The organism is Bacillus andreraoultii (genome assembly GCF_001244735.1).
GTDB lineage: Bacteria > Bacillota > Bacilli > Bacillales > Caldibacillaceae > Caldifermentibacillus > Caldifermentibacillus andreraoultii.
The window spans coordinates 2,001,502-2,026,702 of the sequence record NZ_LN868937.1 but is presented as its reverse complement, the minus strand read 5'-3'; the positions used below and the strand labels follow the sequence as shown (position 1 = coordinate 2,026,702).

The window sequence follows — 25,201 nt, the reverse complement described above, 5'->3', positions numbered from 1 at the left end:
TTATGGGAGAGAAAACAAATGTACTTAATTCAAAAGAACAGCGGAAAGTTTTATTTCGCCTATTAACATATACGAAACCTTATCTAAAAATGATGATTGTTGCATTTATTCTGTTAGCGTTAACTACAGTTGGGGAAGTTATCGGACCAATCTTAATTAAAATTTTTATCGATAATTATGTGACTCCGAGGAACTTTGATTTTAGACCGATCATGATACTTGCTGTTTCGTATTTGATAATCCAATTTGTTAATGCATTCATTATGTATATTCAATCATTAAAATTTCAAGAAATTGCTTTAAAAATTATTCAACAACTGCGGATTGATTTGTTTAGAAAAGTAGAGATGCTCGGTATGAGGTACTTTGACAAAACCCCTGGTGGTACAATTGTATCCCGAGTAACGAATGATACGGAATCAATTAAAGAAATGTTCGTAAGTGTTCTAGCAGTTTTTTTGCAGAGCTTTTTTATGGCTATTGGTATATTTATCGCTATGTTTATTTTAGATGTGAAGCTCGCCGCTTTATGCTTACTACTTCTACCTATCTTATATTATATTATTTATTTATATCGAAAGTTTAGTTCGAAAATCTATTCTGAATTACGAGAACTACTCGCTCAATTAAATGGAAAATTAAATGAATCGTTACAAGGTATGGGCATTATTCAAACGTTTCGCCAGGAAAAAAGAATGAGACAAGAATTTGCAGAAATTAATGAGGCTCATTATCAAGTAGGCATTAGAAACATAAAGATTGATGGATTGCTTTTACGGCCAGCAGTGGATTTAGTGTATATATTGGGACTAATTCTTATCATTAGCTTTTTTGGTATTACCTCAATGAAAACGACTGTTGAACTAGGCGTTTTATTTGCTTTTACAACTTATTTAAATCGTTTTTTTGAACCAATAAATCATGTAATGCAACAATTGAGTTTTTTCCAACAAGCTATTGTTTCAGCTTCTCGTGTGTTTACATTATTAGATGAAGATGAATTAGCTCCGAAGCAAGCATCTCATGAGGAGCTAAAAATCGAAGCAGGTAAAATTGAATTTCGTAATGTATCATTTTCCTATGATGGAAAGCAAGATGTGTTGAAAAATATTTCGTTTACGGCTAATCCTGGTGAGACAGTTGCCTTCGTTGGACATACGGGTAGTGGAAAAAGTTCAATTATCAATCTATTCATGCGGTTTTATGAATTTGAACGTGGGGATATCCTTATTGATCACCACTCGATTAAAAAGTTTAAAATGGATGAATTAAGAAGCAGGGTCGGACTTGTATTACAAGATCCATTTCTCTTTTATGGTACGATTAATGATAATATTAGATTGTATAACGATTCAATATCTGACGAACAAATTGTAGAAGCAGCAAAGTTTGTTCAAGCACATTCATTTATTGAAAAATTAAATGGAAAATACCAATACCAAGTAACAGAGCGTGGAACGACATTATCTAGTGGTCAACGGCAATTGCTTGCATTTGCTAGAACAATTGCAGTGAATCCGAAAATATTAATCTTAGATGAAGCAACGGCAAATATCGATACAGAAACAGAAGAGTTAATACAATCTTCTTTAGAAAAGATGCGAAAAGGTCGAACAACCATTGCGATTGCACATAGGCTTTCAACGATTCAAGATGCTGACCTAATTTGTGTTTTACATAAAGGAGAAATCGTAGAGCGGGGAAATCATCAAGAGCTTCTTGCCCAGAGGGGGTTGTATTATAAAATGTACTTACTACAAAATGGTTTATCAGACAATATGGTTGACATGATGCAGGAAAGTTATTAATCAATCATAATTCTGAAAAATAATCATTAGATTAAGAGATGTAGAAAGGATTATCATTAAAAAGGGGGAATATCGTTGACTGATGTTAATATCTTTTTAGCTTTTGGTGCTGGAGTATTAAGTTTTATTTCCCCATGTTGTTTACCCCTTTATCCAGCCTTTCTTTCGTATATTACAGGAATGAGTATCGGGGAGATAAAGGAAGAAAATGTCCTTCTACAAAGAAGAAGTTTCATACATACAATATTCTTCTTAGTTGGCTTTTCCATTGTTTTTATTGTGCTAGGGTTAAGTACAACATATTTTTATCGTTTATTTGTACAAAATATGGATTTAATCCGTAGAATAGGTGCGATTTTCATTGTTATTTTTGGCCTAGTCACTATCGGCATCCTAAAACCAGATTTTTTAATGCAGGAAAAACGTTTCAAATTTAAAAATAGGCCAAGCGGTTATATCGGCTCCTTTTTAATTGGTCTTGCTTTTGCTGCTGGGTGGACGCCTTGTATGGGTCCAATTCTTGGTGCGGTCATCGCGCTTGCTGCAACAAAGCCAGCTAGTGGGTTTATTTATATGTTCGCTTATATTTTAGGTTTTGCCGTTCCTTTTTTAGTGATGACTTTTTTCATTGGGAAAATGGAATGGATAAAAAAGCATAATGTAATGATGATGAAAATCGGTGGTACACTCATGTTGGTAGTTGGTGTCATGCTCTTTTTTGATTGGATGAATGTCTTCATTAGTTGGTTAACAATTTTCTTTGGTGGTTTTCAAGGTTTTTAATACTATTGTAGTTTGGAGGTTTTCTTTATAATGGGTAAGATTCTAATTGTAGATGATGCTAAGTTTTTAAGAATGACGATAGCAAAAGCGATTGAAAAAACGGGTCATGAAGTAATTGGAGAAGCACAAACTGGGAAAGAAGCAGTTGAATTGTACCCAACTTTAAAACCTGATTTAGTCTTTATGGATATCACGATGCCTGATATGGACGGTATTGAAGCGGTTAGAAAAATTAAAAAAGACTATCCTGATGCAAATGTGATTATGTGTTCAGCAATGGGACAACATAAGATGGTGTTAGAAGCAATCGAAGCTGGTGCAAAAGATTTCATCGTTAAACCTTTTGAGGAAGCAAGGATTATTGAAGCAATTGAAAAACATATATCGTTTTAGTTTAAAACAAGAATAAAAAGGGGCGATCAATTAAATCAGCCCCTTATAAATTAAAATAATATGATTATAGAAATAATTGTTCAAATTGATCTGTTTGGATGTTTAACTGAGCTAATTTTTTTCGTAAAAATTTATGATCTCGTTTTGGTGTTGCGATGATATATCCTCGAATAATTAAATCTAAATTTATTTTCTTCACATTTTCCTTTAAAGCAAGCTCTCCAATTTTCCCTTGAATTTTCTGCCGTGCAACATCTCGGAACAGTTCAGGAACGGGTGAGACTAACTCATTTAGAAAAGATAACTGTTCATCTGTCCATAAGTGTCTTGTTTGTTCAACATAATAAACTTCCCAATCCATATCGGACTTTCCATCTTCTTTTGGTAGTTTTTTTAAAAATTTTCGAAACATGAAAAACCCACCAATTCCAAGTAAAGTTGGAAGAATGATAATCCATATTAAAATAAACCATAAAAACCATCCCTCTAACATCGTTTTCACCCCTATTCATTTTCTACTTTTAACTAACAAGTCTTTTGTTTTATACTATAAGAAATAGAAGAACAATATAATTAAAGTTATATTTTCTTATTTTTAGATTTTTTATATTATAACAATGAATAAAAGAAACAAGCAAGAGGAAAATCTATATAGATATAAATACAAGGTTTAATAGTAAAAAACATAGTAAGTTAAATTCTGAAACTATTATTAACTAAGACGTTCGTGGGGTGTAAATATTTTGGATAAAATTGGAATTGATGCTGGAGGTAGTTTAATAAAAATTGTTTATAGCGAAAGAGAAAAATTACATTATAAAAAATACTCTATAAATGAAAAAGAAAAATTAAGTCAATGGTTACAATTTATTGCACCGTCAGTAAAAGTCAATATAACCGGTGGAATAAGTGTCTTACTGAAGGAAAATTATATAAAGAATGCAACGATAGTAGATGAATTTACCTCAATGGCGACTGGATCGCGCTATTTACTACAGATAGAAGAAAATCACGTACAGGGGGACTATATTTTAATTAGTATTGGTACGGGAACATCGATATATCATATTATGCAGTCGTCTTTTGAACGATTATTAGGTACGGGGATTGGTGGAGGGACGTTCATCGGCTTAGGATATTTGTTAACAGGGGAAAACAATTTTTATTCATTAGTTGAAAAAGCTGAGGAAGGAAATCGTGTGAACAGTGATCTACTTGTACAAGATATTTACGGTCATGAAAATACGCCTCTTATTGGTGAGTTAACTGCATCAAATTTCGGTAAAGCTCATTTAAACAATAAAGGTACGAATCATGATTATTTAGCAAGTACGATTCAAATGATTGCAGAAACATGCTTTTTACTTGCTAGCCAAGCAGCAATTAGTAAACAAATAGATAAACTAATGTTTGTCGGTAGTACATTGGAAGGGAATCGCTTATTAAAGCAAAAATTAATACAGTTTGGTCAAACGGCCAATTTTAAAGTTATCATTCCAACAGTAGGGGCCTATTGTGGAGCATTAGGTGCGTATGTTCATGATTAACTTTTAGTTATAAAAATGGATATAGGCCATCACCTATTTAATTTTAAATCATATAATAATCATACATTGTTTTGCTTTCGTTAAAGTATTTATAGATAGTCAAAAACACCTTTCGAGGAGTGGTATTTTGAAAGAAATAAATTACTATGCTGGAGGAAATACTGCAAAAGGTTTTGTTCATTTTTTTGAATCGAATTTTCAAGATTTAGAGCGGTTATTTATACTTAAAGGAGGACCGGGTACGGGAAAATCCACAATGATTAAGTCAATTGGAAATGAGTGGCGTGACAAAGGGTACGATCTTGAGTGGATTCATTGTTCCTCCGATGCTAAGTCATTAGATGCTTTCATCATTACTGAATTGAAAATTGGTATTGTCGATGGGACGAATCCCCATGCTCTTGAACCACAATATCCAGGTGTAGTTGAAGAGTATGTTGATTTAGGAGTAGCTTGGAATCGGGAGCAACTGTTAAAACGAAAAGAGGAAATAATCGATTTGACGAAAAAGGTCAGTAAGGGATTTCAAACTGCTTATCGTTCATTCCGTGAAGGATTAAAGGAACATGACAAATTGGAAGAAATTTATATAAGTCAAATGGATTTTAACCGTGCAAATAAGTTAACAAGTGAGTGGATTCAAAAATTAATCCAATATCCGTCAAAGCAAGGAAGAGGTATGACGAAGCACAGGTTTTTAGGTGCAAGCACACCCATTGGTCCAGTTGACTTTGTGGAAAGTATTACAGAAAGCTTAGAAATACGTTATTTTATAAAAGGTCGTGCTGGTACGGGAAAATCGACCATGTTAAAAAAAATTGTTGAAGTAGCAAAACATAACGGATATGATATTGAAGTCTATCATTGTGGTTTTGACCCGGATAGCTTAGATATGGTTGTTATTCGCGAGTTGAATTTTGCAATATTTGACAGCACAGCACCCCATGAATACTTCCCAACAAGAGAAAAAGACTACATTATTGATTTATATAAAGAAACGGTAGCAACGGGCACAGATGAAAAATATGCCAATCGAATACGTGAAACAACAAAAAAATATAAAGAAAAAATGAATGAAGGGATTCAACATTTGGCGAAAACGAAAGAAATCCGTGATCAACTTGAAGAAATCTATATAGAGGCAATGGATTTTACAATCGTTAATCAAATTCGTGATACAATTAATAATGAAATAAAGGGAATGGCACAAAAAAATAATTCATAAAGGGAGGGGGTATCCCCTTTTCTATACATATTTTTTTAATTCGTAAACTTACTGTAAAAGGAGGGATTTCTAGTGGACAACCGCGTGTCAGACGAGTTACTATCATGGATAAAATCAATATTAATAGCTCTTGTTGTTGTCTTTTTATGTCGGAAATTTTTATTTGTTCCATCAACGGTATATGGTGAATCGATGGAACCAACATTTTCTAGTCATGACCGGATTATTATCGGAAAAAATTCAGAAATTGAACGTTTTGATGTGATTGTACTGAATGCGCCTAATTCAGATGAGCAATACATAAAACGTGTCATAGGTTTACCCGGGGATAAAATTGAAATGAAAAATGACAATTTATATATTAACGGTAAAATTTATGACGAACCATATTTGAAAAGTATGAAAGCTGAACATAGAACTAGTAAAATTACCGAAGATTTTACATTAAAAGATCTAACTGGGGAAACTGTTGTTCCAAAAAATTCTTTGTTTGTCTTAGGCGATAATCGCTTAGTAAGTCGTGATAGTCGACGTTTTGGGTTTATTTCATTTGACCAAGTTGTTGGAGAAGTGAAATTTCGATTTTACCCTTTTGATGAGATAGGAAAACCAAACTAATTAATTGAGACTGGGACAAAACTCCAGTAAAATAAAAATTAAGGCGTTGGAGCTTACACTAAAAAGTGTAGACCCAACGCCTTTTTTGTCACAATTCTAGTAAACAAAAAGGGCACCTTTTGATAAAATTAAAGTGACGAAACAATAATTTTGGAGGTGCCCTTATGTTTAAACATTATAACATGAATCAAGTAGTTTTACCGCTAAATTTAGAAATTAAGTTGAAAGAAAACGATATTGCTTTTGCGATCAATGATCTTGTCGAGAGTATTCCCGAAGAAGCTTTCGAGGACTTCATACGACAAACCGGCCGTCCCGCGTATCATCCTCGTATGATGTTGAAAGTCATTTTGTGTGGATATACGCAATCCGTGTTTTCCGGCCGTAAAATAGAAGCTTTATTACAGGATAGTATCCGCATGATGTGGCTGGCTCAAGGACATGAACCTAGCTATCGCACCATCAATCGCTTCCGTTCTAATCCACTCATTGAAAACATCCTACGTGAATGCTTTGTCCAGTTCCGAAATCAGCTCGTGGAAAAGGAATTGATTGAAGAGGAAGCCATTTTTATTGATGGTACAAAAATTGAAGCAAACGCAAATAAGTTCACCTTTGTATGGCGGAAGTCCATTGAAAGATATAGTGATAAGCTAATTGAAAAGTCCAATCAACTGTATGATGAGCTGCTAGAGAAGGAGATCATCCCAGCAATAGAGCGAGAAAAGGAAGAGGAACTTTCCGTCAAAGAAATGGAAGAAGTAGTCGAAAAGTTAGACGAGAAAATCGAGGAATATAATAAAAAGATTGAAGTATCTGAAGTTGGGAGTGAACGGAAAAAGCTCCGTTCCGAACGCAAATTACCCATACAATCTCGGAAGCAATGGATGGATTACATTACTCGCAAACAAAAGTATCAAAACGATATGGAGATTTTCGGTGATCGCAATAGTTACTCAAAGACGGACCCAGATGCGACGTTTATGCGCATGAAGGACGACTACATGAAGAACGGTCAATTGAAAGCTGGTTACAATGTCCAAATTGCGACGGAAGGTCAATATGTGCTCGCTTACGATGTTTTCCCAAACCCGACCGATACACGCACTTTAATTCCTTTTCTCGACACGATTGAAGAAAACTTTTTCGAGCTTCCGGAATTCATTGTCGCGGATGCAGGATATGGTAGCGAACAGAATTATGAAGATATCATCGAGAATCGAAATCGAACGCCACTTATTACATACAATCAATATCGAAAGGAGAAGAAAAAGAAGCATAAGGACAACGCTTTTCATGTAGATAATTGGGAATATAATGAGGACGAAGATACTTTTCTGTGCCCAAATGGTCGGAAAGTACGATTTAGCCATCATTCCAAACGAACAGACAGGTACGGATTCACCCGTGAATTTAAAGTGTACGAGTGTGAGGACTGTTCGGATTGTCCACTCCGCGATTTATGCACGAAAGCAAAAGAAGGGAACAACCGAAAAGTCTACATAAATGAAAAGTGGGAGTCCCAAAAAGAATATGTACGTACGAAGCTTTCAGACGAGAAAACTGGTGAAATTTACGGAAAACGTAAAATTGATGTAGAACCAGCGTTCGGTTTTCTGAAGGCTAATTTAGGTTTCACTCGTTTTTCCGTCAGAGGAAAACAGAAAGTGAAAAATGAATTAGCCTTTGCGTTGATGGCGGTGAATATGAGAAAAGTCACCGCCATCAGCGGTAAAATAGTGACGAGAAATGGAAAAACCCCACAAAAAAAGGTTCCAAGCAAATTTTTTATTGCCTGGAACCTTTTTATATACTACTTTTGGCTAGTTATGTCCCAGCCTCTATTTAGTTCTAATCTAAATTTGATTTTTGTCATTGAGCGGCTTTCTGTTCAGTTTTTACTTCATCTTCATGTTCCATTACATAAAACTTTTGGATAGGGGAAGCAACTTCAATATTTTCTTCTCGTAAGATTTCCATTACCTTTAAATTAATATCTTCTTTAATTGCTAAAAATTCCTTTGATACCGTTGTACTTACAAAGTAACTAAATAGTAATTCTAAACTTGTTTCAGATAGTTTATCTAATGTGACAACTACCGTATCTGATTGAACAGCTTCTTTATTTTTAATATAGTCTTGTAAACGATGAATCGCATGTTCTAGTTTTTCACTAGACGTATTCGTTGCAATTCCTAATCGAAACTCTACTTTTTTTCTTTCCACTTTACTAAAGTTCGTAATGTTTGATGAAGCTAATATAGAGTTAGGAACGGTTACGAGTGCTTGATTATCTGTTCGAATGATTGTACTTCGAAAAGTGATATCTTCTACTGTTCCTTCAACATTGGACGTCGATACATAATCTCCAATGGAAAAGGGCTTTTCGAAAATAATGACAACACCACCAAGAAAGTTTTTTATTACATCTTGGGCGGCTAAAGAAATTGCTAATCCCCCGATCCCTAGCCCTGCTACTAAACCACTAATACTATAGTCAAATTCTTGTAGTATCACACTGAAACTAATTAAAATAATAATAAATCTTAAAGCCTTCGATAAAAATGGGATTAAGATTTGGTCGATTTCTAAATTCATTCGGTTATTTAACTTGTGAAATAATGCAGATGATGTTGAAGACACATTGATTAATCCCCAAGTAATTAAAATAATAATCGATGATCGGTAAATATCTAAAAACAACGGATTTTTTGGATTAATATAAGGAAAATAATGTGCTGCTACATAAATCCCTATAACAACGAATAACCACCGTAAAGGTTTTTCAAATGAAAGCCATACGAAAGTGAGAAAATCTGTCGGAGTCTTTTTTGTTATTTTTAAAATGAACTTAAAGACATATTTACTAAATAACTTCCGAAAAACTAGAAAGAGAAGAAATATACCGACTGCTGTTAATGTGGATATTAACGAATCGTTATCAAGCAATACTTGCCAATCCATGTAAGAAAACTCCTTTGCGTTTATAAAAGTTGTAGCTTATTTGTATGATAATAGTTTAGCATGAATTTCGTTATTCATCTATTTTAAATAATTTAGGGAGCAAGCCTTGTCCGTTTCCTTTCGCTTGCATATTGTATTAGTGTAAGAGAAAGGAGGTGCTGTCATTGAGTAACTACGGTCATAGCGGTGGAGGTTCAGGATACCACTCTGGTTTCTTTCTAATTGTTATTCTCTTTATCCTATTGATTATTGTTGGCTCTTCTTATGTAGGTTAATAATCTAGGATAGCTAAAAGGAAGGTTACCTATATTTAGGTGCCTTCCTTTAAAATTTCTTTCGTCTACGATAGGTTGTTTGTTATAATTCAGTAGAGGTGAAATAAATGCATAAGCAGGAAGTTTTAATGAAAGAAACCATTTCGGTAAAAACTGCTCTCGTTTTCCCACAAGACACAAATATGCATGGGACTTTATTTGGAGGAAAATTACTTTCATACATAGATGATATTGCGTCAATTTCTGCACTGCGATTATGTCGAACGGCTGTCGTAACAGCTTCTATCGACTCTGTAGACTTTATTAAACCGATTCGACAAGGAGATGCCGTTACGTTACAAGCAATGGTTACATGGACTGGAACCTCTTCAATGGAAGTTTTGGTAAAAGTGACATCAGAAGATTTAAAAACAGGTGAGAGTTCGCTTGCAGCCCTTTCTTTTCTTACATTTGTTTCTTTAAACGAAGAGGGAAAACCAATGCCAGTACCTAAAATTATCCCGGAAACAGATGAAGAGCAATGGTTATTTGAGACTGGTGAAGAACGAGCGAGATACCGAAAAACAAGAAGATTTCAAAGTAAAGAACTTATTAAATTCTTTTCAAAGTAAAACTTTTTCTATCTATATCGGGTTTATGTAAGGAGAAATGTATGATGCGTTGTAATTGGGTTACAGAAGATCCACTTTATATCGAATATCATGATCATGAGTGGGGTCAGCCAGTATACGATGATCGAATGCTCTTTGAAATGTTGACATTGGAAGGGGCTCAAGCAGGTCTCAGTTGGATAACGATATTGAATAAAAGAGAACAGTACCGTAACGCATTTGATTCCTTCCATATTGAAAAAGTAGCTTGTTATGATGAAAACAAGGTTCAAGCTTTATTACTGAATAAAGGGATTATTCGTAATGAGAAAAAGATTAGATCTACTATTAACAATGCAAGACAAATGACGAAAATTCAAAATGAGTTTGAATCTTTTTCAAACTATTTATGGAATTTTGTTGATGGCGAGCCTATTATCAATCATTGGAAAATGAATATAGAAGTACCCACACAAACAAAACTTAGTATGAAAATTAGTAAGGATCTAAAAAAACGTGGATTTACTTTTGTTGGTCCAACCATTATTTATTCCTATATGCAAGCAGTCGGTCTTGTCAATGATCATATTTTAACTTGTTTTTGTCATCCGGAAAATCTTTAGGTAAACACCCATTTCCTCTAAGCCAAGCACCTATAAACGGTATTTTTCATATTCATATGGTGTATTGATAATGAGGAGGTATGGAATAATGAATCAGTTTTTTAACCCTTACAGTGAAGAAGAATTAGCAAGGCAACAGTATGGTGGCTGGTATGGTGGTCAACACCACGGTCATTTTGGGCATGGACCTGGGTATGGACACGGATTTTATGGCCATCATCACCATGGATATAATCCATATCCAATGAATTGGGGATACGGTTATCCACAACATCAGGGTGGCTGGTATGGAACAGGTCCGACTTACGGTTATGGAACAGGCCATGGTGGGTCAGGATATTGGTACTAAAAAATTGATTATAAAAGTGAGAGGAAGCGTTGAAAGAACCGCTTCCTTTTCTTATGTAATAGTATTATATAATGATAACACTTCAAGTATGTTAGGTGGATCATTGAAATCGTATTCATTGTGTATTTTCATAGGTTTATTTGTAAGTAAAAAATCTTGACACCATTTTTGAATTATGATGTAATTATTATACAATAATTCTTTTTTTATTGTTTTATACTACAACAGACTAAAAATGAAAAATGCTTAATCTGAAAAGAGCGGGGGAACCAATCGTACAAGTTATGTACATGGGGTGAATCCTTTTAAAAAGGTAGGGTTATTCCTAGACCCGAATCCGTCAGCTAACCTCGTAAGCAATTGGGAAGATTTCTTGACTAAATACAGGGCTTCCACTGTATTTTTTTATTTTATAAGTCTCCCTCCAATTGAATTAAGCATTTCACTCAAACAATTCATCTAGTACACTTTTTCCTATTTGCAAGGTTTTTAAATTTTAAATTTACAATTTATTGATTAAAGGAGGAATTTTATTGAAATTATCAACTAAAATAATATTTTCACTGATATTAGGTGCTGTTGTAGGTATTTTAATGAATATATATACAGGAAATATTTTCCCGTATATTGATCAATATTTATTTAGTCCACTAGGTTCAATTTTTCTAAACTTAATTAAAATGCTAGTTGTTCCTTTAGTATTTTTTTCACTTGTCATCGGTGTTACAGGTCTCGGTGACCCTAAGCAACTTGGTAGAATTGGAATTAAGGCGATTAGTTATTTCCTTTTGACAACTGCCCTTGCCATTATCATTGGAATCGGACTAGCCTATATATTTCAACCAGGTAAGGTTAGTGAGTTTAATTTAGACAATGTTACATATAAAGCTAATGATGCTCCTCCTGTAATGGATTCACTATTAAATATTATTCCTACGAATCCAATTCAAGCATTTGCTGAAGGTGATATGTTACAAATTATTACTTTTAGTGTCTTTGTAGGATTTGCTTTAACAGTTCTTGGCGACCGAGTAAAAGGTGTAACCCGCCTTTTTGAACAAGGTAATGAAATCATGATGTACTTAGTTAGTCTTGTAATGAAGTTTGCTCCATATGGTACATTTGGATTAATTGCATCTGCTATTGGTAAACAAGGATTTGATGCGATGAAAGCGATGGGCGTCTATATGTTCGTTGTTCTTCTAGCGTTATTAATTCATGCAGTTGTAACCTACGGAAGTACAATTGGTTTCATTGCAAAACGAAGCCCAGTTCAATTTTTCAAAGAATTTTTCCCAGCAATGTTGGTTGCATTCAGTACCTCAAGTAGTAGTGCAACACTCCCAATATCTATGGACGTCGCCCAAAGGAAATTGGGAGTTCCAAAATCAATCAGTAGTTTTGTTCAACCATTAGGTGCGACAATCAACATGGACGGGACAGCAATTATGCAAGGGGTCGCAACGATATTTATTGCACAAGTTGTTGGTGCAGATTTAACATTAGGTCAGCTAGTAACGGTTGTTTTAACTGCAGTTCTTGCTAGTGTCGGAACCGCAGCAGTTCCTGGTGTCGGTCTTGTTATGTTGGCAATGGTGCTTCAATCGGTAAACTTACCAGTGGAAGGAATTGCACTTATTATCGGGATTGATCGTTTGTTAGATATGGCACGAACTGTAGTGAATTCGACAGGTGATGCTGCCTGTGCTGTGATGATTACCGAATTAGAAAAAAGAAAAAAAGGTGGAGTAATAAGTCAGCAAGATGATGAATTAGTTAATAATGAAAGTATATCTGTTTAAAATTTTAACCTATAGCAATTGCGCTATAGGTTTTTTGGATTTTAGGATAAGAAAGTATAAATATCTTAATTTCCAAATTTCTAATGTTTTAACTTATTAGAAAACCCGATGGTTGCCGAGTTTTCTTTACTGAACTCAAGGCGCTCTTTTCACCTAAAGGTTTGAGACCTGAATTTTCTTTATTAAAAAAATATTATTATTTCTTATTGAAAAAAATACGCCATCTGTTATAATATAATTAAAATTCGCAACATACCACCTAGTATGTTGCGTGTCATTAATGGATGGGAGGAATTTCGGGTGAATTTTTCATATTCTAATAAGGTGATAGAATTACGTGAGAAGTTAATTCAATTTATGGAGGAATTTGTATACCCAAATGAAAGGGTTTACAAAGAGCAGCTTAACGAACATGGTAATCGTTTTTCTTCGATTCCGCCAATTATGGAGGAATTAAAAGAAAAAGCAAAAGCAGAAGGTTTGTGGAATTTATTTCTACCAGATAGTGAATATGGAGCAGGTTTATCAAATTTAGAATATGCACCTCTTTGTGAAATAATGGGTCGATCTATGATTGGGCCAGAAGTGTTTAACTGCAATGCACCAGATACAGGAAACATGGAGGTCCTCGTACGTTATGGATCCGAGGAGCAGAAAGAGAGATGGTTAAAGCCCTTGCTAGCGGGAGAAATTCGTTCCTGTTTTTCAATGACGGAACCAGATATAGCTTCGAGTGACGCGACGAATATTTCTACAAGCATTGTTCGTGATGGCGATGAATATGTTATAAATGGGAAAAAGTGGTGGTCATCTGGTGCAGGAGATCCAAGGTGTAAAATTGCGATTGTCATGGGAAAAAGTGACCCTCATGCACCTAGACATGAGCAACAATCAATGATACTCGTACCGTTAGATGCCCCTGGGGTGAAAATTGATCGAATGCTACCTGTTTTTGGCTATGATGACGCTCCACATGGCCATGCTGAAATTACATTCGATAATGTTCGCGTGCCAGCAGAAAATATTATATGGGGTGAAGGTAAAGGATTTGCCATTGCCCAAGGGCGCCTTGGTCCTGGTCGTATCCACCACTGTATGCGCTTAATAGGTTTAGCTGAACGTGCATTGGAGGATTTATGCAAACGTGTTAATGAAAGAGAAACATTTGGTAAGAAACTTGCACAACAAGGTGTCATTCAAGAGTGGATTGCTGATTCACGAATTGAAATAGAACAAGCGCGGCTTCTTACATTAAAAGCAGCTTATATGATGGATACTGTCGGGAATAAAGAAGCAAAAACGGAGATTGCAATGATTAAAGTTGTGGCACCAAACATGGCATTACGGGTTCTTGATCGAGCAATTCAAGCTTTTGGAGCAGCAGGTATTAGTGACGATTTTACACTAGCTTACCATTGGGCAAATGCTCGTACTTTACGGATTGCGGATGGTCCCGATGAAGTTCATCGACGCCAAATTGCTAGATTAGAATTAAAAAAATATTTATAATAAAAATTTTGGAGGTATAAATATGGGAGTTTTTGACCTATTTAAATTATCTGGAAAAACAGCAATTGTAACAGGTGGAGGGAGAGGACTTGGAGCTCAAATAGCAGAAGCTTTTGCAGAAGCTGGTGCCAACGTAGTCATTTGCTCTCGAAAACTCGAACAATGTCAAGAAAAAAGTGAAGAATTAAAAAGTAAGTATGGTATAGGTTCGATCGCACTGGCATGTGATGTTAGTAAACTTGAAGATGTTAAAAAAGTTGTAAATGAAACAGTAGAACAATTTGGAACTATTGATATTTTAGTCAACAACAGTGGGGCGACGTGGGGAGCACCCGTTACTGAAATGCCGATTGAAGCGTGGGAAAAAGTAATTAATGTCAATGTTACTGGTACATACTTAATGAGTGTAGAAGCAGGAAAGGTTATGATTAAACAAAACAGTGGTAAAATTATAAATATCGCCTCTGTCGCCGGTTTTGGTGGAACGAATCCTGAAGTGATGGATACGATTGGTTACAACACAAGTAAAGGTGCGGTTATTACTTTTACAAAAGATTTAGCAGTAAAGTGGGGTAAATATAATATACATGTAAACGGGATTGCTCCTGGATTTTTTCCAACAAAAATGTCTAAAGGGTTAATCGAAAAAGGTGGAGATAAAATTATAGGAAATACACCTTTAAATCGATATGGCAGTGAAAATGACTTAAAAGGTGCAGCATTGTTTTTAGCATCAAATGCATCTGATTTCGTTACTGGGGAAATTATTAAAGTCGATGGTGGATCGAGTGCCTATGCATAAATCATGTAAAAGGTTGGAAGGATGTGATAAATTATAAGTAAGAAATTTACTAGTGAGGAAGAGAAAAAATGAAAGATAAAATAATTGAAAAAAGCATTGAATTATTTGAAAAAAAGGGATTTAGTTCAACATCTATTCAAGATATTGTTGATGAACTAGGTGTAACGAAAGGTAGTTTCTATTATTATTTCTCTAGTAAAGAACAATTGTTAATGGACATACATGATGAATATATTAACAATCTTCTAGAAAGACAAAGAATAATATTAGAAGATCAAACGCTAACCTCAAAAGAACAACTAATCGGGATGATTGAAGTATCAATTGATGATATTATTGAAAATGGACCCCGAGCACGTGTTTATTTTCGCGAACTACGCCACTTAACAGGTGAAAATTTAACAAAAATAAAAGAGAAGAGAAAGCAATTCCGTATCAATGTTGAAACTGTAGTAAAACGTGGGATGGACGAAGGAATTTTCAAAAATGAAATCCCATCTGATATAACAGCTTTAGGAATCATTGGACTAGCAAATTGGAGTTATAATTGGTATAAACCGGAAGGTGAAATTTCACCAAAACAATTAGTAAATATATATGCTCAAATAATTTTAGAAGGTCTGTTAAACTAAAAAAGTAATTGTATAACAATTCGGATAATTACTTGCATTTATCTTAATCATTAACATACTAACTGGTTGGTATGTTAAATTTGAAGGGCGAGTGATAGATTGTAAATTATCTCGCCCAAATAAAGAAAACTTAGGGACGCTCGAGCTTTTAAGCACCAAATAGACTAGCGTTCTCTAAAAAGAGAGGGAGTTTTTCGGCTTTGATGCAGCTGCTAGAGCCTTTCTTGTGCGCTTAAGCGCACAAGAAAATTGGAAATTAGAAAATTTATACTTTTCTATTAGTCAACGAAAATTAAATGAATGAAGGTGGGAAAGTGAGTACATCATATCGTGACACGATTGTCGTTCGTAAAGGAGAAGAACTGAATGAAAAGGTTTTATCTCGTTTTATTCGAGAAAATCTTCCTATGATTCCAAATGGAGAATTAGAAATTGAACAATTTGGAGCAGGACATTCAAATTTAACTTATTTATTACGGATTAGTGAATGGGAAGCAGTATTGAGGCGCCCACCACATGGACCAGTTGCACCGAAAGCTCATGATATGCAGCGTGAATATCAGATATTGGCTAGTCTTCATGCATATTATCCAACAGCACCAAAACCATATTTATTTTCCGATGATCACACAATTGTAGGGAGTCCATTTTTTATTATGGAAAGAAGAACTGGTATTGTTGTTGATACGGATTTCCCTGAGTGGGTAATATACACACCACAATTAGGAAAGAAACTTTCTGAAATAATGGTCGATAAATTAGTTGAATTGCATCGAATCGATTATAATAAGACGGTTTTAAAAGATATGTCAAAACCAGAAGGCTTTATGGAACGCCAAGTTACTGGATGGACGAAGCGATATGAGCTTTCAAAAACGGATGAAGTCGTTGGTGTTGACGAATTAACAAAATGGCTTATCAATAATATCCCGACATCCCCTGAACCTACAATTATCCATTATGATTATAAATTAAATAATGCTATGTTTTCTCCTGATTTTAACGAAATGGTCGGATTATTCGACTGGGAAATGACAACTGTTGGCGATCCTTTTGCAGATCTCGGAGCAGCACTTAGTTATTGGATGGAAGAGCGTGATCCCGATGTCTTAAAACAATCTTTTGGTGGAAAGTCAATAACTACAAGAGAAGGGTTTTATAGTCGTGAACAATTTATTGAAGCATATGCAAAAAAGAGTGGTCGTGATCTAACGAATATCCATTTTTATTTAACATTTGCTTATTTTAAATTAGCTGTTATTTGTCAACAAATTTATTATCGATATAAAAAAGGGCAAACAAACGATGAGAGGTTTGCAAAATTCGATTTACAAGTAAAAAGCTTGATACATCATGCTTTGAATTACAGTAAAGGTGTGTGATGGAGTGAAAATTCATACGCTCTTAAAAAAAGAGGAAATTGATTCAGTACAAATGAACAAGGATAAAATTGCCGTAGTTTTTGATGTACTACTAGCTACTTCAACAATAACAGCTTGTTTTTATTATGGTGCTAACCGAGTCATTCCTGTTATGGACGGAAATGAGGCATTAGTAGAGGCTAAAAATATCCAAGATCGGGAAGTTGCACTTGTCGGTGAATATAATGGAGTAACCATTGAGGGATTTCTAGACCCTTTACCATCTATCCTACAGCGTCAAGTATTGGGAAAAGATGTCATTCTTTCAACTACGAATGGAACTGTAGCGATAAGGAAATCTTCTAGTGCGAAAGAGGTATATATTGCCTCACTACTGAACGGAAATACTGTTTGCGAGCATATTGCTAAACAATATAATGGAGAAACCATTATTGTCGTTTGTTCCGGATCTTCAAATACGTTTTGTTTAGAAGATTTTTATGGTGCTGGTTATTTTATTTCACAGTTAATAAAAACTATAGGAATTGAAAATGTAGAATTAACAGATAGCTCGCTTGCAGCAACATTATTTTATGAAAATAGAGCTCATGAATCACTACAAATTTTAACGAAGTCTCGTGTTGGAGCTAATCTTAAAAAATATCATTATGAATATGACCTTTCATTTGTTAGTCAACAAGGTGTATTGCCACTAGTCCTTAAGTTAGAAGATAAGAAATATATAACATCAGTGACAAATTCAGTAATAAAACCTTTATAAAGAAAACTCAGGGACGTAAGAGCCTTCAGGCGAAACGAGACCCGTAGTTCGCCGAAAAAGCTTTTTTTGGCTGCGATGTAATGCAGCTAGAGCATTCCTTGTGCGTTTTTTAGCGCACAAGGAATGTTGAAATTGAAAAATATTTACTTTTCTATTAGCAAAAAAATTTTTAGTGAGGAGGAACCATATGAACTCATTACATTATAAATATTGGCCAGCGCGCTTATCGAAGACATTAACAATCCCTGAAATAACTTTAGTTGATAACTTAATAATAACTGCAAAGAAGTATCCGAATAAAATTGCTATCCATTATTACGGAAAAGAATATACGTATAGGCAACTACTGCAAGAGGTTGAAAATCTGGCAGGTTATTTACAAAAGAAACTTAGTGTAGACGCAAATGATAAAATTTTATTATTTATGCAAAACTCTCCTCAATTTATCATTAGTTTCTTTGCAATCTTACGGGTACGTGCTGTTATTGTACCTATTAATCCGATGAGTACAACGAAAGACTTAGAATTTTATCTTAAAGATTGTGAAATTAAACATGCTTTCGTTAGTCAAGAGTTATATGAAAAAGTAGCACCATTAAAAGGGAAAACCGCATTAAAAAATATTATTATTGCAACTTATTCAGACTATATCAATATAAAAGAAGCAATCGGTCAAATCCCCGATGAAGTTGGGGCACCTAGAATTCCATCGATTGAAGATACTTCTTGGCATGAAGCAATGTCAGCAAATGTTGTCCCATCTACATATGTTGGTGAAAGTGATGACATTGCTGCAATTCCTTATACGTCAGGTACGACAGGGTTGCCGAAAGGGTGTGTCCATACAAATAAAACAATACAAGCAAATACGGTTAGTGCTTATCATTGGATGAACGTAACTGCTGATGCTGTAACATTAACAACTCTACCTCTATTCCATGTTACAGGCCTTATTCATAGTATGCTTACACCAATCTATGCTGGAAGCACCCTCGTTTTATTAACTAGATGGGACCGAGAATATGCAGCTAAAGCTATTGGAGAGTTTCAATGTACTCATTGGGTTAATATAAGTACGATGCTAATTGACTTTTTATCTAATCCAAATTTAGAAAAATACGCTCTCGAATCTTTACAAGTCATCGGTGGAGGTGGAGCTACTCTACCTCAAGCTGTCGGTGAGAACCTATTTAAGCGAACTGGATTACGCTATGTTGAAGGGTTTGGATTAACAGAAACAATTTCTCATACGCATTTCAACCCACCAGATCGGCCAAAATTACAATGTCTTGGTATTCCTTCATTTAATACAGATGCTCGAGTTATAGATATTGGGACAGGTAAAGAGCTTGAACCAAATGAAGAAGGTGAACTTGTTGTTCACGGACCCCAAGTATTTAAAGGATATTATCAACGAGAAGAAGAAAATAAAGAAGCATTCATTGAGATTGATGGAAAAAGATTCTTTAAAACAGGGGATATTGTAAAAATGGATGAAGAAGGATACTTTTTTATTGTTGATCGATTAAAGCGAATGATAAATGCAGCTGGTTTTAAAGTTTGGCCAACAGAAGTGGAATCAACTCTTTATGAACACCCGGCAGTTCAACAAGCTTGTGTTGTTAGTGCCCCAGATTTAAAACGTGGAGAAACAGTGAAAGCTTATGTCATTTTAAAGGAGAGTTATAGAGGGAGAATCACTGAGAAAGAAATAATTGAATGGTCAAAACAAAAATTAGCGAATTACAAGTATCCGAGAATTGTAGAATTTCGAGAACAATTTCCAACGACGAGTAGTGGAAAAATCTTGTGGAGAGTTTTACAAAAAGAATCAATGGAGGAAACACCAACTTCTTAATTAAGTTAAAAAAATATTAATATAACGTTTTAACTTTCTATGACATGATTCCAAGATTTGTCTTTTTATTCAAAGCATGAATTGAGTACTAAATGAATAACTATTATATGGTACAATACATCAAATGTCAGACTGATATGTAAGCGTTATCTATTAATCTATTATGGAGGTTGGTATAATGGAAAAAATTTGGTATAAGCATTACCCAAAACATATTCGTACAGAAATCGAAATCCCAAATAAGTCATTACCTGAAATGTTGATGGATACAATCAAGAAATTCCCAGAAAATAAAGCATTATATTTTTTCGGGCAAGAAATGAGTTATCGTAAATTAGGTGAACTAGTGGGGGCATTTGCTTCTTGCTTACAACAAGATGGCCTAGAAAAAGGAGATCGAATAGCAATTATGCTACCAAACTGTCCTCAATATGTAATTAGTTACTATGGGATTTTACAAATGGGTGGAATTGTGACTCAAGTAAACCCCATGTACACTCCTAACGAACTAGAGTATATATTAAAAGATTCCGGAGCAAAGGCGATTGTTATTTATGAACCACTCGTCCCTGTGCTGAAACAAGTGATTACCAATACATCAGTAAAACGTGTGATTACTGTTAATTTTGAAGGAAAAGATGAAGAAAATGAATTTTCTACTGAGTTTTCTACGTTCTTAAAGTCTGTCAAAAAACCACCAAATCCAGTTTCTATTCATGTTGAGGATGATGTTGCGGTTTTACAATATACAGGCGGAACAACGGGTCGTTCGAAAGGTGCCATGCTTACCCATCGAAATCTCCTTGCTAATGTTATGCAATGTTTTGAGTATTTTCGTGACGTCATCAAGCCAGGACAGGAGCGCTTTTTAACTGTCATTCCTCTGTTTCATGTATATGGAATGAGCTCATGTATGAATTTAGCAATCTACACTGGTGCATTAAGTATTATGTTACCAAGATTTGATATTGAAGAAGTATTACAAACGATAAAAGTTACGCAGCCAACATCGTTCCCAGGAGTACCGACGATGTATATTGGCTTAATTAATCATCCAAAAGTTGGTGAATACGGGCTAAATAGTATTACTATTTGTAATAGCGGAAGTGCACCCATGCATGTAGAGCTATTGAATTTATTTGAAAATAAAACTGGAGCTCAAATTCTAGAAGGATATGGGCTATCGGAAAGTTCACCAACAACGCACTGTAATCCATCGTTTGGTCCAAGAAAGCCAGGTAGTGTCGGAATAGGTGTTCCATCAACCGATTATAAAATTGTTGATCTTGCTACAGGAACAACGGAGTGCAAACCAGGTGAAACAGGAGAACTTATAATAAAAGGTCCACAAGTTATGAAAGGTTACTGGAATATGCCAGAGGAAACAGAGAATACATTAAGAGACGGTTGGCTATATACAGGGGATATTGCTTCTATGGATGAAGATGGTTTTGTCTATATTGTTGACCGTAAAAAAGACATGATTATTGCGAGTGGGTATAATGTTTATCCACGAGATGTAGAAGAAGTAATTTACCAACATCCTGCAATTCAAGAAGCAGTAGTTGTCGGAGTTCCGGATGAATATCGTGGTGAGACAGTTAAAGCGGTTGTTGTTTTAAAACAAGGTGAACAAGTTACAGAAGACGAACTTATTCGTTATTGCCGTGAGAAACTAGCAGCATTTAAAGTGCCTAGAATCGTTGAATTTAGAAGTGAATTACCGAAAACGAGCGTTGGAAAAATTCTACGCCGAAAAATAAAAGAAGATTCCACAAAAGTATCTGAATAGTTAAAATGTTGAGGAGAGGGATAGAAATATGAGTATCGAAAATGTAAAAAATGTTGCAGTCATTGGTGCAGGATCTATGGGACATCAAATAGCAATGCTAAGCGCTCTTGGTGGTTTTGAAACTGTTCTTCAAGATATTAATGAGAAAGCTTTAGAAAAAGCAATTGATATGTTAGAACAACGAATGAATGACTGGGTAAATAAAGGAAAACTGTCTGAAGAACAAAGACGATTAGCCTTCCAAAAATTACGAACGACGACAGAAATCAAGGAGGCTGCACAAGATGCTGATCTAGTGATCGAAGCAGTTGTTGAAAAACTCGATGTGAAAAGAGAAGTATTTAAGTTACTAGATCAATATGCACCGAGTCACACGATTTTAGCATCGAATAGTTCTTCTATTGTCAATTCCAAAATTGCAACTGTAACAAACCGTCCCGAAAAAATACTAAATATGCACTTTTTCTTCCCTCCACTTGTTATGGATTGTGTAGAAGTGGTGAAAAGTGAAGAAACATCTGATGAGTCCGTTCAAATTGCGATGGATTTTTGTAAAAAAATTGGTCGTACCGGTGTACTACTTGAGAAAGAAATTTATGGCTTTATTGCGAATCGTTTATTGTTCGCCCTTTCAAATGAAGCCGTTTACTTATATGAAAATGGATATGCAGACTTTAAAGATATTGATTTAATTGCTAAAAAAGCATTAGGCCACCCAATGGGTCCATTTGAATTAATGGATTTATCCGGTATTGATGTTGGATATTATGCCAATATGGAACTGTATAAAGAAACACAAGACCCGAAAGACAGACCAGCAAAATGTGTCGAGGAAAAAGTAAAAGCCGGGGAGCTTGGTAGAAAAACGGGTAAGGGATGGTATGACTATCGGAAAGAGGTGATTTCTCGATGAGTCTTGTTACGTGGAAGAAAGAGGAAGGAATTGCAGTAATAACAATTGATAACCCACCTTTAAATGTATTGAATCAGCAAGTACAAAGAGACTTAAAAACAATTATTGAAAAAATCAAGACGGATAAAGAAGTTGTTTGTGTTGTTTTGACAACAGCAGGTAACCGGGCATTTATTGCTGGTGCTGACATTAAAGAGTTTCCAAACATGATGGGGAATCCAGCAATGCGGGAAAATGTTATGTATATGCATGATTTGTTAAACCGAATAGATGATCTTTCTAAACCGACCATTGCTGTTTTAGACGGCTTAACTCTTGGTGGTGGGTGTGAACTCGCCCTTACGTGTGATATCCGTATTGCTGAAAAACAAGTACAAATTGGTTTTCCTGAAATTAATTTAGGACTATTTCCTGGTGGAGCAGGAACTCAAAGACTACCAAGGTTAATTGGTGAAGCAAAAGCAAAAGAAATGATGTTTACCGGTGACCCAATTTCTGCAGAGGAAGCACGAAACTTAGGTCTTGTTAACCGGGTCGTGGAACAAGGGAAATCTTACGTGGCAGCGATGGAACTGGCGAGAAAGATTGCTAGTAAGTCGTTACCTGCTTTATCAAGAATAAAATTAGCCGTTGATCGCGGTCTTGAACTAAATTTAATGGAAGGTGTCCAATACGAGGCTACACTTTTTGAAGAAGTATTCCAAACAGAAGATATTAAAGAAGGTGTTGCTGCTTTTATTGAAAAGAGAAAGCCGAAATTTAAACACCAATAGTTTTTCGTAAGACAGATAAAGATAAAATTTATAGCCTTCTTCAAAGCAAAAGACTATTTTAACGATGAAGAAGGCTCTTTTATAGCATTTATTTGTTCGGAGGTGTTGTTATGGGGGATTCGGTTTTGAGAAAGAGTTGGCCAGAATGTATTCCAAATGAGATTAAATACCGTTTAGGTGAGAAACCATTGCATGAATATTTAATAATAAATGCGAGTGAAATACCTAATGAAGTGAGCTATATTTTTTATGGAAATGAGATAACGTGGAAACAATTATGTAATTCATCTCTTAAGTTTGCTAGTTTTCTAGAAACAAAAGGTATTACAAAAGGAGACCGTGTAGCGATATATATGCAAAATTGTCCCCAATATTTAATTGGCCATTATGCGATACAAATGATTGGTGCCATTGTTGTTCCCTTGAATCCAATGTATAAAGCAGCCGAATTACAGTATTCAATAGAGGAAGTAAAAATAAAAGCGATTATAGCTAGCCAGGAACTTTTCGGTGAATTAGAAAATATCGTAGGCAAAACAGAAACCCTTGAATTTGTCATAACAACGAATTACCGTGATTTTCTAAGTGAACAAGTAACTTTACCAATCCCGAACGAACTTAATCTAAAAAAGCAGAAAATACGAAGCACATACGATATGTTGGAAGCGATTCATCTTTCTAAGCCGTTAGCTAAAACAGCTGAAATTAATATTTGGGAAGATGTTTCATTAATGGTATTTACATCAGGAACAACTGGGCGACCAAAAGCAGCGATGTTAACATACGGCAATGCTTTATTTAAAACAGCAGCCACTGTAAATACATACCAAATTGATAGAAGAGACCGTACATTAGCTACAGCACCCCTTTGCCATATAGCAGGTATGGTTATGGGGGTTAATATCCCCGTTTATTCCATAACAACATGTGTACTACTTACAAGATTTGATATCGAAGCAGCTATTCAAGCGATTGAAAAATATAAGATTAACAAACTATATACAATCGCATTAATGAATGCAGCTATTCTATTCTATCCGGGAATTGAAAATCGGGATTTGACCTCGCTTGAATTGAATTTTGCAACAAGCTTTGGGATGAATGTTGATGAGAAACTAGCAAACGCATGGAGTAAATTAACTGACGGTTGTTTGTTATTTGAAGCTTCGTATGGTTTAAGTGAAACCCATACATGCGATACATTTATGCCTATCAATAAGATTAAATATGGTTCTTGCGGAATTGCTACGTATGATACAGAAATAAAAATCGTTAATCCCGAGACAGGAGAAGAATTGTTAGCTGGAAATCAAGGTGAAATTATCATAAAAAATCCAGGAGTTTTTAAAGGGTATTTGAACCGTCCAGAAGCAACCGCGGAAACTTTACGTGATGGCTGGGTACATACCGGTGATATCGGAAAATTAGACGAAGATGGCTATTTATTTTTTCTTGGACGAGTGAAAGAAATGATTAAATCTTCAGGTTATAGTGTATTCCCAGAGGATGTTGAGGCTTTAATAAGTCTTCATGAAGCGGTGTTACAAGTAGCTGTCATTGGTGTGCCTGATGAAATACGTGGAGAAAGTGTGAAAGCATTTATCGTTTTGAAACCCGAATATAAAGGGAAAATGAAAGAAGTAGAAATCATTGAATGGGCAAAAAACCATATGGCTGCCTATAAATACCCGCGATTTGTACAGTTTATTGATCAATTACCAGCCACCCCTTCAGGAAAAGTTTTAAGGAGACTTTTAAAAGAAAAGTAAATGCCTCTCTAAAGATTAGGAAATGTATTGGAGG

General features: G+C 35.1%; 24 protein-coding genes and 1 riboswitch. Of the genes, 22 read left to right on the top strand and 2 right to left on the bottom strand.

The window, feature by feature from the left end:
- Positions 1-2 precede the first annotated feature (2 nt).
- The 3 genes from BN2144_RS14810 to BN2144_RS14800 all read left to right on the top strand — a co-directional run bounded on the left by BN2144_RS14810 (position 3) and on the right by BN2144_RS14800 (position 2,984).
- Positions 3-1,808, top strand: a complete 1,806-nt coding sequence (locus BN2144_RS14810; protein ID WP_033828994.1) for an ABC transporter ATP-binding protein — start codon at positions 3-5, stop codon at positions 1,806-1,808.
- Between the two features lie 75 nt (positions 1,809-1,883).
- Positions 1,884-2,591: a cytochrome c biogenesis CcdA family protein gene (locus BN2144_RS14805; RefSeq protein ID WP_033828993.1), complete on the top strand. Its 708-nt coding sequence runs from the start codon at positions 1,884-1,886 to the stop codon at positions 2,589-2,591.
- Between the two features lie 30 nt (positions 2,592-2,621).
- Positions 2,622-2,984, top strand: coding sequence for a response regulator (locus BN2144_RS14800; protein ID WP_033828992.1), 363 nt, complete (start codon positions 2,622-2,624; stop codon positions 2,982-2,984).
- A gap of 64 nt (positions 2,985-3,048) precedes the next feature.
- Here BN2144_RS14800 and BN2144_RS14795 read toward each other — a convergent pair whose 3' ends face one another.
- Positions 3,049-3,477, bottom strand: a complete 429-nt coding sequence (locus tag BN2144_RS14795; protein WP_033828991.1) for a DUF2621 family protein — start codon at positions 3,475-3,477, stop codon at positions 3,049-3,051.
- A 250-nt stretch (positions 3,478-3,727) separates the two neighbouring features.
- On the opposite strand from BN2144_RS14795, the gene BN2144_RS14790 reads away from it, so the two are divergent.
- The 4 genes from BN2144_RS14790 (at position 3,728) to BN2144_RS14775 (ending at position 8,314) form a co-directional block, all read left to right on the top strand.
- A complete protein-coding gene (locus BN2144_RS14790) occupies positions 3,728-4,531 on the top strand; it encodes an acetate and sugar kinases/Hsc70/actin family protein (RefSeq protein WP_042337999.1) in 804 nt (267 codons plus the stop codon).
- Between the two features lie 127 nt (positions 4,532-4,658).
- Positions 4,659-5,756, top strand: a complete 1,098-nt coding sequence (locus BN2144_RS14785; protein WP_230199756.1) for a PRK06851 family protein — start codon at positions 4,659-4,661, stop codon at positions 5,754-5,756.
- A gap of 72 nt (positions 5,757-5,828) precedes the next feature.
- Complete coding sequence (gene lepB, locus BN2144_RS14780; protein WP_033828988.1) at positions 5,829-6,374, top strand: signal peptidase I; 546 nt, start codon at positions 5,829-5,831, stop codon at positions 6,372-6,374.
- A gap of 164 nt (positions 6,375-6,538) precedes the next feature.
- A complete protein-coding gene (locus BN2144_RS14775; protein WP_082195245.1) occupies positions 6,539-8,314 on the top strand; it encodes an IS1182 family transposase in 1,776 nt (591 codons plus the stop codon).
- Here BN2144_RS14775 and BN2144_RS14770 read toward each other — a convergent pair.
- Complete coding sequence (locus BN2144_RS14770; protein WP_033828987.1) at positions 8,247-9,338, bottom strand: mechanosensitive ion channel family protein; 1,092 nt, start codon at positions 9,336-9,338, stop codon at positions 8,247-8,249. The genes BN2144_RS14775 and BN2144_RS14770 overlap by 68 nt on opposite strands.
- Positions 9,339-9,502: 164 nt before the next feature.
- Here BN2144_RS14770 and BN2144_RS19300 point away from each other — a divergent pair, with 164 nt between their 5' ends.
- From BN2144_RS19300 to BN2144_RS14700, 15 genes are all read left to right on the top strand, one after another.
- Positions 9,503-9,613: a YjcZ family sporulation protein gene (locus BN2144_RS19300; RefSeq protein ID WP_139017899.1), complete on the top strand. Its 111-nt coding sequence runs from the start codon at positions 9,503-9,505 to the stop codon at positions 9,611-9,613.
- A 107-nt stretch (positions 9,614-9,720) separates the two neighbouring features.
- Positions 9,721-10,224 carry an acyl-CoA thioesterase gene (locus tag BN2144_RS14765; RefSeq protein WP_033828986.1) on the top strand — a complete coding sequence of 168 codons (504 nt, stop codon included), beginning with the start codon at positions 9,721-9,723 and terminating at the stop codon, positions 10,222-10,224.
- A gap of 41 nt (positions 10,225-10,265) precedes the next feature.
- The gene (locus tag BN2144_RS14760) at positions 10,266-10,826 is read left to right on the top strand and encodes a DNA-3-methyladenine glycosylase I (protein ID WP_033828985.1); all 561 of its coding nucleotides are present in this window, start codon (positions 10,266-10,268) and stop codon (positions 10,824-10,826) included.
- A gap of 88 nt (positions 10,827-10,914) precedes the next feature.
- Positions 10,915-11,175 (top strand): hypothetical protein, encoded by a 261-nt coding sequence (locus BN2144_RS14755; protein ID WP_042337998.1) that lies wholly within the window; start codon positions 10,915-10,917, stop codon positions 11,173-11,175.
- A 233-nt stretch (positions 11,176-11,408) separates the two neighbouring features.
- Positions 11,409-11,547, top strand: a riboswitch (cyclic di-AMP (ydaO/yuaA leader).
- A gap of 161 nt (positions 11,548-11,708) precedes the next feature.
- Entirely contained in the window at positions 11,709-12,977 is a 1,269-nt protein-coding gene (locus BN2144_RS14750) for a dicarboxylate/amino acid:cation symporter (RefSeq protein ID WP_042337997.1), read from the top strand.
- Positions 12,978-13,277: 300 nt separating this feature from the next.
- The gene (locus BN2144_RS14745) at positions 13,278-14,486 is read left to right on the top strand and encodes an acyl-CoA dehydrogenase (RefSeq protein ID WP_033828984.1); all 1,209 of its coding nucleotides are present in this window, start codon (positions 13,278-13,280) and stop codon (positions 14,484-14,486) included.
- 22 nt (positions 14,487-14,508) lie between these two features.
- Positions 14,509-15,288 carry an SDR family oxidoreductase gene (locus tag BN2144_RS14740; protein WP_033828983.1) on the top strand — a complete coding sequence of 260 codons (780 nt, stop codon included), beginning with the start codon at positions 14,509-14,511 and terminating at the stop codon, positions 15,286-15,288.
- Between the two features lie 68 nt (positions 15,289-15,356).
- Positions 15,357-15,920 carry a TetR/AcrR family transcriptional regulator gene (locus BN2144_RS14735; protein WP_033828982.1) on the top strand — a complete coding sequence of 188 codons (564 nt, stop codon included), beginning with the start codon at positions 15,357-15,359 and terminating at the stop codon, positions 15,918-15,920.
- 314 nt (positions 15,921-16,234) lie between these two features.
- On the top strand, positions 16,235-17,302 hold the full coding sequence (locus tag BN2144_RS14730; protein WP_230199755.1) for a phosphotransferase family protein: 1,068 nt from the start codon (positions 16,235-16,237) through the stop codon (positions 17,300-17,302).
- A 4-nt stretch (positions 17,303-17,306) separates the two neighbouring features.
- Positions 17,307-18,062 carry a 2-phosphosulfolactate phosphatase gene (locus BN2144_RS14725; RefSeq protein WP_230199754.1) on the top strand — a complete coding sequence of 252 codons (756 nt, stop codon included), beginning with the start codon at positions 17,307-17,309 and terminating at the stop codon, positions 18,060-18,062.
- 187 nt (positions 18,063-18,249) lie between these two features.
- A complete protein-coding gene (locus tag BN2144_RS14720) occupies positions 18,250-19,920 on the top strand; it encodes a long-chain-fatty-acid--CoA ligase (RefSeq protein WP_033828980.1) in 1,671 nt (556 codons plus the stop codon).
- Between the two features lie 175 nt (positions 19,921-20,095).
- Positions 20,096-21,712: a long-chain-fatty-acid--CoA ligase gene (locus tag BN2144_RS14715; RefSeq protein ID WP_407638074.1), complete on the top strand. Its 1,617-nt coding sequence runs from the start codon at positions 20,096-20,098 to the stop codon at positions 21,710-21,712.
- A 28-nt stretch (positions 21,713-21,740) separates the two neighbouring features.
- Positions 21,741-22,625 (top strand): 3-hydroxyacyl-CoA dehydrogenase family protein, encoded by an 885-nt coding sequence (locus BN2144_RS14710; RefSeq protein WP_033828978.1) that lies wholly within the window; start codon positions 21,741-21,743, stop codon positions 22,623-22,625.
- A complete protein-coding gene (locus tag BN2144_RS14705; RefSeq protein ID WP_033828977.1) occupies positions 22,622-23,398 on the top strand; it encodes an enoyl-CoA hydratase/isomerase family protein in 777 nt (258 codons plus the stop codon). Before BN2144_RS14710 ends, BN2144_RS14705 begins: the two co-directional genes overlap by 4 nt.
- Positions 23,399-23,508: 110 nt before the next feature.
- On the top strand, positions 23,509-25,167 hold the full coding sequence (locus tag BN2144_RS14700) for an AMP-binding protein (protein ID WP_033828976.1): 1,659 nt from the start codon (positions 23,509-23,511) through the stop codon (positions 25,165-25,167).
- Positions 25,168-25,201: the final 34 nt, after the last annotated feature.

Coding starts and splice junctions, on each gene's coding strand:
- BN2144_RS14810 (WP_033828994.1), top strand. CDS start 3: ATGGGAGAGAAAACAAATGTACTTAATTCAAAAGAACAGCGGAAAGTT.
- BN2144_RS14800 (WP_033828992.1), top strand. CDS start 2,622: ATGGGTAAGATTCTAATTGTAGATGATGCTAAGTTTTTAAGAATGACG.
- BN2144_RS14795 (WP_033828991.1), bottom strand. CDS start 3,477: ATGTTAGAGGGATGGTTTTTATGGTTTATTTTAATATGGATTATCATT.
- BN2144_RS14775 (WP_082195245.1), top strand. CDS start 6,539: ATGTTTAAACATTATAACATGAATCAAGTAGTTTTACCGCTAAATTTA.
- BN2144_RS14770 (WP_033828987.1), bottom strand. CDS start 9,338: ATGGATTGGCAAGTATTGCTTGATAACGATTCGTTAATATCCACATTA.
- BN2144_RS14765 (WP_033828986.1), top strand. CDS start 9,721: ATGCATAAGCAGGAAGTTTTAATGAAAGAAACCATTTCGGTAAAAACT.
- BN2144_RS14760 (WP_033828985.1), top strand. CDS start 10,266: ATGATGCGTTGTAATTGGGTTACAGAAGATCCACTTTATATCGAATAT.
- BN2144_RS14755 (WP_042337998.1), top strand. CDS start 10,915: ATGAATCAGTTTTTTAACCCTTACAGTGAAGAAGAATTAGCAAGGCAA.
- BN2144_RS14740 (WP_033828983.1), top strand. CDS start 14,509: ATGGGAGTTTTTGACCTATTTAAATTATCTGGAAAAACAGCAATTGTA.
- BN2144_RS14735 (WP_033828982.1), top strand. CDS start 15,357: ATGAAAGATAAAATAATTGAAAAAAGCATTGAATTATTTGAAAAAAAG.
- BN2144_RS14720 (WP_033828980.1), top strand. CDS start 18,250: ATGAACTCATTACATTATAAATATTGGCCAGCGCGCTTATCGAAGACA.
- BN2144_RS14710 (WP_033828978.1), top strand. CDS start 21,741: ATGAGTATCGAAAATGTAAAAAATGTTGCAGTCATTGGTGCAGGATCT.
- BN2144_RS14705 (WP_033828977.1), top strand. CDS start 22,622: ATGAGTCTTGTTACGTGGAAGAAAGAGGAAGGAATTGCAGTAATAACA.
- BN2144_RS14700 (WP_033828976.1), top strand. CDS start 23,509: ATGGGGGATTCGGTTTTGAGAAAGAGTTGGCCAGAATGTATTCCAAAT.